The following is a 13,059-nucleotide window of genomic DNA, read 5'->3' as shown; positions in this document are numbered from 1 at the left end:
CCGGGCGCCCTCGATCGGCCTCGCGCCGCGCCGCGACGGGGATGAACCGTTCCCGACGGGCGGCTAATCGTGACAAATCGGAGAAGAATCTCCCTCTTTGGGCCAGTTCGGACGTCGCGCGGCAGGAGGATTCTCATCTCCGCGGCGCGGCTGGAAGGGAAGAAGAGTCTCCCTCGCGCAGGCTTCGCCGAAGCTGGTTCTTATTTCACGCGCATATCTTCTAAGCCGTTGTCTCATATCGACATTCAGGCGTAGTTCCAGGCCCCGGACACGCCGCAGACCCGACCATGGCCCCCGCAAAGCAAAAAATTCTCCTCCCCGCCATTCTGCTCGCCAACGATCTGCTCGATGGCGATGTGGTCTTCTGGACCGAGCAGGGCTGGTCGATCGATCCGGCTCAGGCTCTCGTCGCCCGTGACGTGGCTGCGGCGGAAAGGCTGCAGCAGGTCGCCGCGGAGGCGCTGGCGCGCGGGGCCGTGGTCGACGCCTATCTGGTCGACGTGGCGCTGCGCGAGGATGGCCTGCCTGTCCCCAACCATTTCCGCGAGCGGTTCAAGATCGCCGGGCCGTCCATCCGCCCCGACCTCGGCAAGCAGGCCGCCTTCGCTCATCTGCGCGGGAGGGCCTGATGTACCGCTACGACCAGTTCGACGAGGCCTTCGTTCGCGAGCGCGTGGCCCAGTTCCGCGGCCAGGTCGCGCGCCGCATCGACGGTTCTCTGACCGAGGACGAGTTCAAGCCGCTGCGCCTGAAGAACGGCGTCTACCTGCAGCTCCACGCCTACATGCTGCGGATCGCCATTCCCTACGGCACGCTGTCGTCCGTGCAGCTCCGTCAGCTCGCGCTGATCGGCGAGCGCTACGACCGCGGCTATGGCCATTTCACCACGCGGCAGAACCTGCAGTTCAACTGGCCGAAGCTGCGCGACATCCCCGACATCCTCGACCTGCTGGCCGATGTCGGGATGCACTGCATCCAGACCTCCGGCAATTGCATCCGCAACACTACCGCCGACCATTTCGCCGGCGCCGCAGCCGATGAGGTGGAGGATCCCCGTCCCACCGCCGAGCTGATCCGGCAGTGGTCGACCATGCATCCCGAGTTCGATTACCTGCCGCGCAAGTTCAAGATCGCGGTGACCGGCGCTGCGCGCGACCGCGCGGCCATCCGCGCCCATGACATCGGCATCCAGGTGGTCCGCCATCCCGTCAGCGGCGAGGTGGGCTACCGCCTCTTTGTCGGCGGTGGCCTTGGCCGTACCCCGATGATCGGCAAGCTGGTGCGCGACTTCCTGCCCAAGGCGCATCTGCTCGCCTATCTGCAGTCGCTGATGCGCGTCTACAATCTCGAGGGACGGCGCGACAACAAGTACAAGGCGCGGGTCAAGATCCTCGTCCACGAGATCGGCATCGAGGAGTTCCGTGCCCGCGTCGAGGCGGAGTTCGCAGCGCTCGATCCCGCCGCGATCGCCGCCGACCCGGAAGAGGTCGCCCGCATCGAGGCCTATTTCGCCCCGCCGGCCTTCGTGTCGCTGCCGGAGACGAGCCAGCGGCTCGCCGCCGACCGCGCCCGCAATGCCGCCTTCGACCGCTGGGTCGAGACCAACACCTTCCCGCACCGCCAGCCCGGCTATGCGGCCGTCACGGTGTCGCTGAAGCCGGTGGGCGGCGTGCCGGGTGATGCCACGAGCGACCAGATGCGCACCGTCGCCGACCTCGCCGATGCCCATTCCTTCGGCGAGATCCGCGTTTCCCACCACCAGAACCTCATCCTGCCGCATGTGCGCCAGGACGAGCTCCACGCCCTGTGGACGGGCCTCGTCGCGGCCGGCCTTGCCGAGGCCAATGCCGGTCTCATCACCGACATCATCGCCTGCCCGGGCCTCGACTACTGCGCGCTCGCCACCGCCCGCTCCATCCCCATCGCACAGGCCATTTCCCGCCGCTTCGGTTCGGCGGATCGCCAGCGCGAGATCGGCGAGCTCGGCATCAAGATCTCCGGCTGCATTAATGCCTGTGGCCATCACCATGTCGGCCATATCGGCATTCTCGGCCTCGAGAAGTCCGGCCAGGAGAGCTACCAGGTGACGCTCGGCGGCGATGCCACCGAGAACGCCGCCATTGGCCAGCTGCTCGGCCCCGGCATCACCGCCGCCGAGGTGCCCGACGCCATCGAGCGGCTCGTGGCGGTCTATCTGGCCCACCGGCACGACGGCGAGACCTTCGCCGAAGCCGTGCGCCGGCTCGGCATCGAGCCCTTCAAGGCGGGCTTCCTGGCCTCCCAGCCTGCGGAGGCCGCCCATGCCGCTGCTTGATGCCAACGGTTATCGCGCTGACCCGTGGATCCGCATCGCCGCCGGTGAGCCGGCAACCGGCGATGCCGTTCTCGTCGGCCTTGCCGACCTCCCGGCCGTGATCGCCAGCCGCTCCAACGCCCAGCGTATCGGCGTCGAGGTGGCGAACACGGTGCGCGCGGCTGATCTCGGCGCCTTCCTCGGCCAGTTGGACCTCGTCGCCATCGCCTTCCCGGCCTTTAACGACGGCCGGGCCTTCAGCCTCGCCCGCCAGCTGCGCGAGGCCGGCTTCAAGGGCGCGGTGAGGGCGGTCGGGCCGGTCATCGCCGACCAGTTCACCCATCTCGTCGCCTGCGGCTTCGATGAGGTCGAGGTGCCGGACGCCATCGCCGCCCGCCAGCCGGAGGCGCAGTGGCGTGCCGCGCTTGCCTCTTATGGCGCGACCTACCAGACCGGCTATGGCGCCGGTGCCAGCATCCTCGAGCGCCGCCGGGCCTTGCGGGCGGGGCAGGGGGCGGCGTCATGAGCGCCGCTCTTCTCGACCGCTTCCCCGAGGTCGATCCGCGGGACCCTGCTGCCATCCTCGCGGCGGCGCGCGCGGCCATCGACGGCCGCATCGTCTTCACCACGAGCTTCGGCCTCGAGGATCAGGTGATCACCCACCTCATCGCCGAAGCGGGCCTCGCCATCGACATCGCGTCGATCGATACGGGCCGGCTTTTCGCCGAGACCTACGAGGTCTGGGCGCGCACCGAGGCGCGCTATGGCCTGCGCATCCGCTCGGCCCATCCCGATGCCGACGGCCTGTCGGCACTGCTCGCCGCCCAGGGCGTCAATGGCTTCTACGGGAGCGTCGCCGCCCGCAAGGCCTGCTGCGACACGCGCAAGGTCCTGCCCCTCGGCCGCCTGCTCGCCGGGGCCTCGGCCTGGGTGACGGGCCTGCGCGCCGACCAGTCCGGTGCCCGCGCCGAGGTCTCGCCCTGGTCGCGCGACGAGGCCCGCGGCCTCCTCAAGGTGAGCCCGCTCGCCGCCTGGAGCCGCGCCGAGGCCGTGGCCTTTGCCGATCGCCACGATGTTCCGCGCAATGCCCTCCATGCGCGGGGCTTTCTGTCCATCGGCTGTGCGCCCTGCACCCGCGCCGTCGCACCCGGCGAGCCGGAGCGGGCAGGCCGCTGGTGGTGGGAGGCGGAAGCCGGCGGCGAATGCGGACTGCACGTGACGGCGGATGGCCGTCTCGTCCGCGCTGCACCCGCCCAGGAGATCCCGGCATGACCAGCCCCTCCCATCTCGACCGGCTGGAGGCCGAGGCCATCGGCATCATCCGCGAGACGCTCGCGACCTGCGAACGGCCGGTGCTGCTCTATTCCATCGGCAAGGATTCCTCGGTTCTCCTGCACCTCGCCCGCAAGGCGGTCTATCCGGGGCGGCTGCCGTTTCCGCTGCTGCATGTCGACACGCTCTGGGAATTCCAGGAGATGGGCCGCTTCCGCGACGATCTCGCGGCGAGGCTCAACCTCGACCTCATCGTGCATGTGAACCGCGAGGGCGTCGCCGCCGGCGTCAACCCCATCGATTCCGGTTCGCGCATCCATACCGACGTGATGAAAACCGTGGCGCTCAAGCAGGCGCTCGACGCCGGCCGCTATGATGTCGCCTTCGGCGGCGCCCGCCGCGACGAGGAGAAGAGCCGCGCCAAGGAGCGCGTCTTCTCCGTGCGCACCCGCGACCACCGCTGGGACCCGAAAAGCCAGCGGCCCGAGCCCTGGCAGCTCTTCAACACCCTGAAGAAGCCCGGCGAGAGCTTCCGCGTCTTCCCGCTCTCCAATTGGACCGAGCTTGACGTCTGGGCCTATATCGAACGCGAGCAGATCCCCGTCGTGCCGCTCTATTTCGCCGCCGAGCGCCCGGTGCTCTGGCGCGATGGCACGTGGATCATGCGCGACGACGAGCGCATGCCGCTGCTGCCCGGTGAGGTCGTGCAGCACCGCATGGTCCGCTTCCGGACGCTGGGCTGCTACCCGCTGACCGGCGCGGTCGAGAGCACCGCGACCACCGTTCCCGAGATCATTGCGGAGATGCGCGCCTCGCGCTCCTCCGAGCGCCAGGGCCGCCTGATCGACTTCGACAGCGCGGGCTCTATGGAGCTGAAGAAGCAGGAGGGTTACTTCTGATGGGCGCCCTCGCTGCCGAAACCGCCGCGCCGCTGCCGGCCGCGGCCAATGATGCCGCACCCGCTAGCCGTTCGCTGCTGCGCTTCATCACCTGCGGTTCGGTCGATGACGGCAAGTCGACCCTGCTTGGCCGCCTGCTCTACGAGGCGGGCGCCATTCCCGACGATGTCATCGCGACGCTCGAGGCCGACAGCGCCCGCATCGGCCGGGCCGATCGCGGCCTCGACTATTCGCTGCTGCTCGACGGGCTGCAGGCCGAACGCGAGCAGGGCATCACCATCGACGTCGCCTATCGCTATTTCTCCACCGCTCGGCGCGCCTTCATCGTCGCCGACACGCCGGGTCACGAGCAGTACACCCGCAACATGGCGACCGGCGCCTCGACCGCCGATCTCGCCATCATCCTCATCGATGCGGGCAAGGGCGTGCTGCCGCAGACGCGCCGCCACGCCCTCATCGCCGCTTTCGTCGGCGTCCGGCATCTCGTCGTCGCCATCAACAAGATCGACCTCGTCGGGTGCGACGAGGGTCGCATCCGCGCCATCGAGATGGCGTTTCGCTCGGCCATCGCCGGCCTTGCCTTCGACAGCATCACGGTGATCCCGCTCTCGGCCCGCGATGGCGACAATGTCGCGACCCTGTCGGCGCGCACCCCCTGGTATGACGGCCCGACGCTGATCGGCTGGCTGGAGGCCGTCGGCGTCGACAGCGCCAGCCGCGCGCGCAGCCTCGCCCTGCCGGTGCAGTGGGTGAACCGTCCCGACGCCACCTTCCGCGGCTTTTCCGGCACCATCGCCGCCGGCACCGTGGCTCCCGGCGATGCGGTCGAGGTCTGGCCGGCGCGCCAGCCGGCCCACGTCACCCGCATCGTGACCTTCGACGGCGACCTGCCGCGCGCCGGCGCTGGGACAGCGGTCACCCTCGTGCTCGACCGCGAGATCGATGTCTCCCGCGGCGACGTGATCGTGGCGGCGGGCGCGGCGCAGCCGGCCGTGCGGGTGCGCACCAGCCTCGAGGCCAAGGTGCTCGTCACCGGCCAGGCGGCGCTGGCCCCTGGCGCCACCTATCTCCTGCGCCTCGGCACGGCCTCGGCCAATGCCACGGTGGAGACGGTCGTCCACGGTATCGACATCGCCACCTATGCCGAGCGCGAGCGCTCCCAGGTCGAGACCAACGAACTCGCCGTGGTGCGCCTGCGCCTCGACCGGCCGCTGGCGGTCGCCCCTTACGCGACCCTGCCGGCCCTCGGCGCCTTCATCCTCGTCGACAAGGTCACCCATGAGACCGCGGCCATGGGCACGGTGCTCGGCGAGGCGGCCTCGGCGCAGCGCCCGCGGCTCCAGTTGGTCAGCCACAGCTTCGAACAGGCGATGGTGCGCACCTATGGCGGCGACTGGCGGCGCAATCTCGTCCCTGCCACCACATGGCGGCTCGGCAGCGCCCTGCTGCTCGGCGTCGTCGTCGGCGTGCTGACCGGCCATCCCGGCTATGCCGCGGCCGCCGCCGCCGCCGATGCGCTGGCCCGTCCGCTCCTGCGCCACCTGCATCGCAGCCTCTGGGGGCGCTGGAACCGTCGGCGCGACCCGTTGGTCGAGAACGGGGGCGGCATATGAGCGAGGAGCGGCGCCCCTTGGTCCTGCGCCACGCGGACACGATCTTCAAGCTCGTGCTCGTCGCGCTCGCCGCGCTCTGGCTGCTCGTGCCCATCCGCCGCGAGCCGGCGCCGCCGCGCGCCGAGGCGGCCCGCATCGAAGCCGCGAGGCCCTCATGAGCACGCCCGCCGTTCCGCGTCCCACCGAGCCGCCGCGGATCGGCGCGCTCGCCACCCTGCCGCTCTTTCACAAGCTCGGAGGACGCCGCGTCGTGCTCGCCGGCGACGGGGAGGGGGCTGTCTGGAAGGCCGAGCTGCTTGGCTCCACCGGCGCTGACCTTCACGTCTTCTCGCCCCATGCCGCCGGCCGCTTCCGGCCGCTGGCGGAGCGGGGCGATCTGGCGATCACGCTGCACGCGCGCGCCTGGACGCCCGAGGATCTTACGGGCGCAGCCCTCGTGGTTGCCGAGGCCGAGAGCGACGAGGAGGCCGAGGCTTTCGTCGCCGCCGGCCATGCCGCGGGCGCGGTGGTCAACGTCATCGACCGGCCAGCCTATTGCGATGCCCAGTTCGGCGCGCTGGTGAACCGCTCGCCGCTCATCGTCGCCATCTCCACCGATGGTGCCGCGCCCGTCTTCGGGCAGGCGATCCGCGCCCGGATCGAGTCGCTCCTGCCGCGCAGCCTCAAGGCCTGGGCCGAGGCCGCGCGTGACTGGCGGCCCGCCGTGCAGGCGCGCGAGGCGAGCTTTGCCGTGCGCCGCGCTTTCTGGCAGCTCTTCACCGACCGGGCCCTCGCCGATGCTGGCCGGGCGCCGACCGATGCCGACCGCGACGAGCTGCTCGCCGGTCTCGACCGACTCGATGCCGCGCCGCCGGCCGGCCGCGTGCTGCTGGTCGGCGCCGGGCCGGGCGATCCGGACCTCTTGACGCTCAAGGCGCTGCGAGCGCTGCAATCGGCCGATGTCATTCTCCACGACAATCTCGTTGCCCCCGCCATCCTCGAACTTGCCCGCCGCGAGGTGCGCCGCGTTGCCGTCGGCAAGATCGGCCACGGGCCGTCCGTGCTGCAGGAGGACATCAACGACCTGCTGGTGAGCCTCGCCCGCGAGGGCAAGACGGTGGTGCGCCTCAAGAGCGGCGATCCCGGCATTTTCGGGCGCGCGGGCGAGGAGATCGCCGCCTGCCGCGAGGCCGGCATTCCCGTCACCATCGTGCCTGGCATCACCTCGGCCCAAGGAGCGGCCGCCTCGCTGGGCCTGTCGCTGACCGACCGCGCCCATGCCCAGCGGCTGCAGTTCATCACCGGCCATGGCCGCGACGGGCGGCTGCCGGCCAGCATCCGCTGGTGCGCGGTGGCCGATCCGACCGTCACCACCGTCGTCTACATGCCGCGGCGGACGGCGCGCGCCTTCACTGACGCTGCCATGGTCAACGGCCTCTCGCCCGAGACGCCGGCTGTTGCGGTCGCCTGGGCGACCCGCGACAACGAGGCCCGCATCAGCGGAACGGCGGCTACCATCGCGGAGAGGCTTGCGACCTTGCCTGAGGGCGCCCCCGTCATCCTGATCATCGGCGAGGCCTCACGGCTCGACAGCGCGGCGGGAACGCATGTCTTGCCGCAGGAGGCGATGCGAGAGACCAGCCGCCATGATGCGGCCGACGTCCCGCTGCCCAGCTCGATCGGCGTCGCCAGAAAGCAGGTGCAACTCGCGGAGTGATCGGCAACGGACCGATCGGGCCCTGCGGAGAAATCCTCGGGGCCGCCCCGATTCACCGCGGGTCTGGATGACCCAGGCCGTTCAGCAGCGCCGTCAAACATTCAGGTTTGTGCAGGTGGAAGCCTTGCGCAAAATCGACGCCCATCTGTCTGACAATGGCTGCAACACGGTCATCGTCGACGAACTCCGCGACCGTTTGCACCCCCATCACCTGCGCAACATCGATGAAGCAGCGCACGGCGGCCTCGTCCAGCGGTTCGGTTCCCAGGTTCTGGATGAACTGCCCGTCGATCTTGATGACGTCCACGGGCAAGCGCTTGAGGTATCCGAACGACGAGGCGCCGGCGCCGAAATCATCGAGCGCGACGCTGACGCCGAGCTCCTTGGCCCGCCTGATGAAGTCGCGGGCATCGGTGAGGTTGGTCACCGCGGCCGTTTCGGTGATTTCCAGGCACAACAGCCGGCACAGCGCAGGCCCTGCCTCCATCAGCAGGTTGATGGCCTGGCCATGGAATGTCCTGTCGCCGACCGACTGGCCTGACAGGTTGACGCTGATGCTGGCAATGCCCGCGAGATGGTCGCTTGTCCGGAGAGCGGCGATCACGGCCTTCAGCACCCAGGCATCGATCCGCGATGCCAGGTGATAGCGCTCGGCCGCCGGGAGGAAGGCCCCGGGCATGACAAGGCTGCCATCGGCCGCCCGCATGCGCAGCAGAACCTCGGCGCGCAAACCGCTTTCGCCGGCTGCGAGGGGGTAGATCCGCTGGGCATGGAGGACGAAACACCCCTCATCAAGGGCCCGCTCGATCCTCGATGCCCACTGCATTTCGCCCTGACGCGTCTGGACGGGTTCGTCAGCGTCGGACCAGACGTGGACGCGATTGCGTCCGGCGTCCTTCGCCGCGTAGCAGGAGAGATCGGCGGCCTGCATCAGGGCTTCGATGGTTCCGGACCGGGCATCGATTGCCACCAGGCCGATGCTGGCACCGATCCGGTAGCGGCGTCCCTTGTCGACGAAGCGGAAGTCCTCCATGCGCAGGCAAATCATCTCGGCGATGCGCTGGGCTTCGTCGATCGTGCGGGATGTCAGGACGATCCCGAACTCGTCACCTCCCAGCCGCGCCAGGATGTCGTCCTTGCCGATGCAATCGCCGAGCAACCGCCCGACCTGCTTCAGGACCTCGTCGCCCACCGAATGCCCACAAGAATCGTTGATCAGCTTGAACTGATCGAGGTCGAGATACATCAGCGCGTGGGTGCGATCGCTGTTGAGCGTGCGGTCGACCAGTTGTCGGAGCCGCGCCTCGAACTCGCTGCGATTGATGAGGCCGGTCAGGGCGTCATGACGGGCGTGGTAGGTCATCTCGCTGATGAGCCTGTGCTGCGCGGTGATGTCCTGGAAGGCGCCCCACAACCTCACCGGCTTGTCGCCGGCAAAGTCAGCATTGCCGACAGCGCGCACCCAGATCCGTTGGCCGTCGGCCCGCACGAGGGGCAGTTCCAGATCCCATCCGTCACCGGTTGCGATCGCCCGCTCGACGGCTGCCGTGATGACGGCGCGCGCAGCGGGCTCATAGAAGTGGATCGCGCTATCGAGGGTCGGTTGATACTCCGGCGCGACACCGTGGATGGCGCGCGTCTGGGCGGTCCACATCAAGCCGCCGGTTTCGAGGTCGAGCTCCCATCCCCCGACGCCGGCCACTTCGCCGGTGCGGTTCAGGAGGGCTTCGCTCTTGCGCAGGGCCTCGTCCCGCCACTTGCGCTCGGTGATGTCGAGGTGGGTGCCGAACATCCATTCCGGCTGCCCGTCAGGTGTGCGGGTGAGCACGCGACCGCGGTCGAGGACCCAGACCCAATGGCCCTCCCGGTGGCGCATCCGCGCCTCGCACTCATAGAGGGGGCTTTCGCCCGCGAAATGCCTCTCCAGCAGCTCCTCCGACCTCTGCAGGTCTTCAGGATGGCCGAGGTCCAGCCACGTCTGGATTGAGGTCGGTCCCAGTTCTGCGAGCGACCACCCGACGATCTCCGCCCAGCGTTCGTTGAAGCGTGCTTCACCGGTCTGGACGTTCCATTCCCACGTGCCGACGCCCGTGCCTTCGATGATGCTGGCCAGGCGGATCTGTTCTGCGACCAGGCGCTCCCGGGTTGCGCGCGCCTCCGTCACATCCTCCACGGACCCGATATGGCCTGTGATGGTTCCGTCCTGATCGCGGCTGGGGCGTGACTGGGCCCGCACGTAGCGCACCGGGCCGGCCGGTCGCTTGATGCGGAACTCCATGTCGAAGTCTTGGCCGGCCTCTGCGGACCGCTGCCACTCCGAAAAGACCGCCTCACGGTCCTCCGGATGGATCGTCGACGACCAGCCATCCCCTAGGCTCTCCTCAAGGCTCAGGCCGTAAATCTCTTGCCAGCGGCTGTTGTTGTAGAGGCACAGGCCGTGAGGGTCGGTGGCAAACACGCCCAGGGGCGATGCCTCGCTCAGGGTCCTGAAGCGCTCCTCGCTGACCGCAAGGTCGCGCGTCGCCAGGGCGAACTCCTCGCGCAACCGGCGCTCCGCGTGGAGGGCGCGGCGCCCCTCGAGGAGAACCGCGGCGGCCTTGGCGAGATGCGACAGGATCTGCCGTTGTCTGTCGTCCAGGCGGCCCGGCTTGCGATCGATGACGCAGAGCGTGCCGGCATGGGTGCCGTCGCTGAGCTTCAGCGTCGCGCCGGCGTAGAAGCGAATGTTCGGGTCCGAGGTGACCAGGGGATTGTCGACAAAGCGATCGTCAGCCGTCGCATCGCGGATTTCCAGGATGTCGTCCTGCAGGATCGCATGGGCACAGAACGCCACCTCGCGCGGTGTTTCGGTCAGGCCAGGCAGCCCAACATTCGCCTTGATCCACTGGCGCTCGGAGTCGATCAGGCTGACCAGCGAGATCGGGGTGCCGCACACCATGGATGCGGCTTGCACCAGGGCGTCGAACTCGGCCTCCGGGGGGGTGTCCAGAACATCGAGGGCCCGCAGGGCGCTCAGCCGCCGTTCCTCGTCTGGCGGTTGGGGAGCATGCGCCATGATCTCACCGGGTGCTTGGCAGAGAGGAGAGCGAACGTCTGTGGAGCGCCCGGCACTGATTCGATCATCACCCGCTCAGGACTCCCATTAGCCCGTGAAAACCGGTCGTGCCAAGACTTGCAGTATCTAGATGTGAATAACGGACGGCCGCGGGGTCTCCGTGGCTTACCGGGCTACCGTATGGGTGGAACGCGGGCAGCGTTCCTGGACGAACGACGGGAGGTGGCGGCCGGACTTCCCAGCCCGCGGATCGCAGCGTCGGCGTTCGATCGTTGTCGGCGGCCGTTTCCGCGGGGGCCGTCAGGCCGCGAGGCGCAGGATCGCCACCACATCCGCGGGGGAGCTGATCGGCCGGGGGTTCGCCTTCACGAAGGGATTGCTCATCGCTAGCTCCGCAATGCGCTCGAACTGGTCCTCGTGGACGCCCACATCCGAAAGGCGCCGGGGCTGGCCGACATCGGCAATCAGCCGCGCCACGGCCGTCGCGGCGTCCGGGGCACTCGCATCCACCGCCTCATGGACGAGCCGGTCCCGGCCGCCGACATGGCCGGCGTTCCAGGCGATGACCGCCGGCAGCATCACGCAGGATGTGTGGCCATGGGCTACGCCCGCGACGGCGCCAAGCTGATGGCCGATCCCGTGGCTCGCCCCATAGCGCACGCGGCCGACGCTTTGCGATGCGAGCCAGACGCCGAACTGGCCTTCCTGCCGGGCGTGCAGATCAGCGGGGTCGGCCTTGGTGGCCCTGAGGCTCGTGCCGAGCAGCCGCAGCGCATGCAGGGCGCAGCCGTCGATAAAGGGGTTGGCGTCCGGCGACAGGATGGCCTCGACCGCATGGTCGACCGCCCGCACGCCGCTGGACAGCCACAACCCCTCGGGCGTCGCCTGGCCGAGAGCCGGATCGAAGATCACCGTCTCGGCGGGAAACCACGGGGCGGCGAAGCCGAACTTGATCCGCGTCTGCGGATCCACCGATCCGCCGATGGTCCCGAATTCGGCCCCGGACAGGGTCGTCGGCGCGGCGATGTAGCGTTGTGGATCGCGGGCCGTGGAGGGCAGGCCACCCTTCTGCATGGACCGGGCGATGAGCGCGTCGCGGTCGACGATCCCTTCGGCCCGGACGAGGCCGGCGATCTTTACCGCATCGATCACGCTTCCACCGCCAAGGGCGAGGATGAGGTCCGGGCGGAAGGACGCCAGCCGCTGCGCCAGGGCGAAAACCGAGGGCATGGGCGTATGGGCGGGGATGGCATCCTCGATCTCGACGGCCTCGAGGCCATGCTGCGCCTTGGCAAGGGTCGCTGCGCGCTGGCCCAGCGACCGGGTGGTCACAATGAAGAGCCGGCGGGTGCCGCGCTGGCGCATCTCCTCGGCGAGCGCCGCGTCGAGCGACTGGCCCCAAGCCACAGCCTTCTGGTCGAGGAGGGCGAAACGGCCGGCCGGAGGCGGGGCGATGGCGGACATGGGCTGCTCCATGGCAGGCGGGCACAGGATCGGACGCCGGGGCCGACCACAGGATTACCCAGCCTGTGGGTCTCGCACCAGCCGCTCTGGCCGGTCCGGGGCAGGGGGGCGAATACCTCCGCCCTTGCCCGCGAGTGGCCTAGGCTTTCGACCATGGGCCTCCTGACCTTCGCCATCAATGTCACGCTCGACGGATGTGTCGACCACACCGAAGGCATCGTGGATGACGAGACACACGCCTTTTTCACGCGCCTCATGGACGAGGCCGGCGCCATGCTCTGGGGCCGCGTCACCTACGAGATGATGGAGAGCCATTGGCCTGCCGTGGCCCGGGGCGAGGTCGACGCCGTGCCGGCGATGCGCGACTGGGCCGTCAAGCTGGAGGCAAAGCCCAAATACGTCGTGTCGAGGACGCGGACGGCGTTCCCCTGGACCAACAGTCACGCTGTCGGCGCCGACCTCCAGTCCGGTGTGCAGCGGCTGAAGCATGCGACGCCCGCGGGCGTGCTGCTGGGCAGCGGCCAGCTGGCCGCCGCCCTCGACCGTCTGGACCTCATCGACGCCTACCAGGTCCTCGTCCATCCCCGGATCGCCGGCCACGGACCGCGGCTCTACGAGCGCGGGCTACCCGGCACCCGCCGGTTGGAGCTGATCGCCTCGCGGCCGTTCCGCAATGGCGTCGTCGCCATGCACTACCGACGCGCCGGCTGAGTGGCCATCCTATAAGGCCCGGCCCCGTTCGGGCCTCTTTGCGCGGCGGCCCCGGG

11 protein-coding genes are annotated in these 13,059 nt (G+C 69.3%); 9 read left to right on the top strand and 2 right to left on the bottom strand.

Annotated features, from left to right (window positions below):
* Positions 1-287: 287 nt before the first annotated feature.
* The 8 genes from C8P69_RS11245 to cysG are packed head-to-tail and all read left to right on the top strand — an operon-like array spanning position 288 to position 7,773.
* Positions 288-629, top strand: a complete 342-nt coding sequence (locus tag C8P69_RS11245; protein WP_108177119.1) for a DUF2849 domain-containing protein — start codon at positions 288-290, stop codon at positions 627-629.
* A complete protein-coding gene (locus C8P69_RS11240) occupies positions 629-2,314 on the top strand; it encodes a nitrite/sulfite reductase (protein WP_108177117.1) in 1,686 nt (561 codons plus the stop codon). Before C8P69_RS11245 ends, C8P69_RS11240 begins: the two co-directional genes overlap by 1 nt.
* Positions 2,301-2,819 (top strand): DUF934 domain-containing protein, encoded by a 519-nt coding sequence (locus C8P69_RS11235; protein ID WP_108177115.1) that lies wholly within the window; start codon positions 2,301-2,303, stop codon positions 2,817-2,819. Before C8P69_RS11240 ends, C8P69_RS11235 begins: the two co-directional genes overlap by 14 nt.
* On the top strand, positions 2,816-3,565 hold the full coding sequence (locus C8P69_RS11230; protein ID WP_108177113.1) for a phosphoadenylyl-sulfate reductase: 750 nt from the start codon (positions 2,816-2,818) through the stop codon (positions 3,563-3,565). The genes C8P69_RS11235 and C8P69_RS11230 overlap by 4 nt, the downstream gene beginning before the upstream one ends.
* Positions 3,562-4,464: a sulfate adenylyltransferase subunit CysD gene (gene cysD, locus C8P69_RS11225; RefSeq protein WP_108177111.1), complete on the top strand. Its 903-nt coding sequence runs from the start codon at positions 3,562-3,564 to the stop codon at positions 4,462-4,464. Before C8P69_RS11230 ends, cysD begins: the two co-directional genes overlap by 4 nt.
* On the top strand, positions 4,464-6,077 hold the full coding sequence (locus tag C8P69_RS11220) for a sulfate adenylyltransferase subunit 1 (protein ID WP_108177109.1): 1,614 nt from the start codon (positions 4,464-4,466) through the stop codon (positions 6,075-6,077). Before cysD ends, C8P69_RS11220 begins: the two co-directional genes overlap by 1 nt.
* A gap of 17 nt (positions 6,078-6,094) precedes the next feature.
* Positions 6,095-6,235 (top strand): hypothetical protein, encoded by a 141-nt coding sequence (locus C8P69_RS23865; protein WP_170118211.1) that lies wholly within the window; start codon positions 6,095-6,097, stop codon positions 6,233-6,235.
* Complete coding sequence (gene cysG / locus C8P69_RS11215) at positions 6,232-7,773, top strand: siroheme synthase CysG (RefSeq protein ID WP_108177107.1); 1,542 nt, start codon at positions 6,232-6,234, stop codon at positions 7,771-7,773. The genes C8P69_RS23865 and cysG overlap by 4 nt, the downstream gene beginning before the upstream one ends.
* A gap of 52 nt (positions 7,774-7,825) precedes the next feature.
* Here cysG and C8P69_RS11210 read toward each other — a convergent pair whose 3' ends face one another.
* Both C8P69_RS11210 and C8P69_RS11205 read right to left on the bottom strand, forming a co-directional pair.
* Positions 7,826-10,828 (bottom strand): EAL domain-containing protein, encoded by a 3,003-nt coding sequence (locus C8P69_RS11210; RefSeq protein ID WP_108177105.1) that lies wholly within the window; start codon positions 10,826-10,828, stop codon positions 7,826-7,828.
* Between the two features lie 300 nt (positions 10,829-11,128).
* Entirely contained in the window at positions 11,129-12,292 is a 1,164-nt protein-coding gene (locus tag C8P69_RS11205; RefSeq protein ID WP_170118210.1) for an iron-containing alcohol dehydrogenase, read from the bottom strand.
* Positions 12,293-12,445: 153 nt separating this feature from the next.
* On the opposite strand from C8P69_RS11205, the gene C8P69_RS11200 reads away from it, so the two are divergent.
* A complete protein-coding gene (locus tag C8P69_RS11200) occupies positions 12,446-13,003 on the top strand; it encodes a dihydrofolate reductase family protein (protein WP_108177101.1) in 558 nt (185 codons plus the stop codon).
* The last annotated feature ends 56 nt before the right edge of the window (positions 13,004-13,059 follow it).

Origin of the sequence: Phreatobacter oligotrophus (assembly GCF_003046185.1) — a bacterium.
Classification (GTDB): Bacteria; Pseudomonadota; Alphaproteobacteria; order Rhizobiales; family Phreatobacteraceae; genus Phreatobacter; species Phreatobacter oligotrophus.
This window is presented reverse-complemented; position numbering and strand designations above follow the sequence as displayed.

Excerpts from the sequence above, each read along its gene's own strand:
- C8P69_RS11245 (WP_108177119.1), top strand. The coding sequence starts at position 288 with ATGGCCCCCGCAAAGCAAAAAATTCTCCTCCCCGCCATTCTGCTCGCC.
- C8P69_RS11240 (WP_108177117.1), top strand. The coding sequence starts at position 629 with ATGTACCGCTACGACCAGTTCGACGAGGCCTTCGTTCGCGAGCGCGTG.
- C8P69_RS11235 (WP_108177115.1), top strand. The coding sequence starts at position 2,301 with ATGCCGCTGCTTGATGCCAACGGTTATCGCGCTGACCCGTGGATCCGC.
- C8P69_RS11230 (WP_108177113.1), top strand. The coding sequence starts at position 2,816 with ATGAGCGCCGCTCTTCTCGACCGCTTCCCCGAGGTCGATCCGCGGGAC.
- cysD (WP_108177111.1), top strand. The coding sequence starts at position 3,562 with ATGACCAGCCCCTCCCATCTCGACCGGCTGGAGGCCGAGGCCATCGGC.
- C8P69_RS11220 (WP_108177109.1), top strand. The coding sequence starts at position 4,464 with ATGGGCGCCCTCGCTGCCGAAACCGCCGCGCCGCTGCCGGCCGCGGCC.
- cysG (WP_108177107.1), top strand. The coding sequence starts at position 6,232 with ATGAGCACGCCCGCCGTTCCGCGTCCCACCGAGCCGCCGCGGATCGGC.
- C8P69_RS11210 (WP_108177105.1), bottom strand. The coding sequence starts at position 10,828 with ATGGCGCATGCTCCCCAACCGCCAGACGAGGAACGGCGGCTGAGCGCC.
- C8P69_RS11205 (WP_170118210.1), bottom strand. The coding sequence starts at position 12,292 with ATGTCCGCCATCGCCCCGCCTCCGGCCGGCCGTTTCGCCCTCCTCGAC.
- C8P69_RS11200 (WP_108177101.1), top strand. The coding sequence starts at position 12,446 with ATGGGCCTCCTGACCTTCGCCATCAATGTCACGCTCGACGGATGTGTC.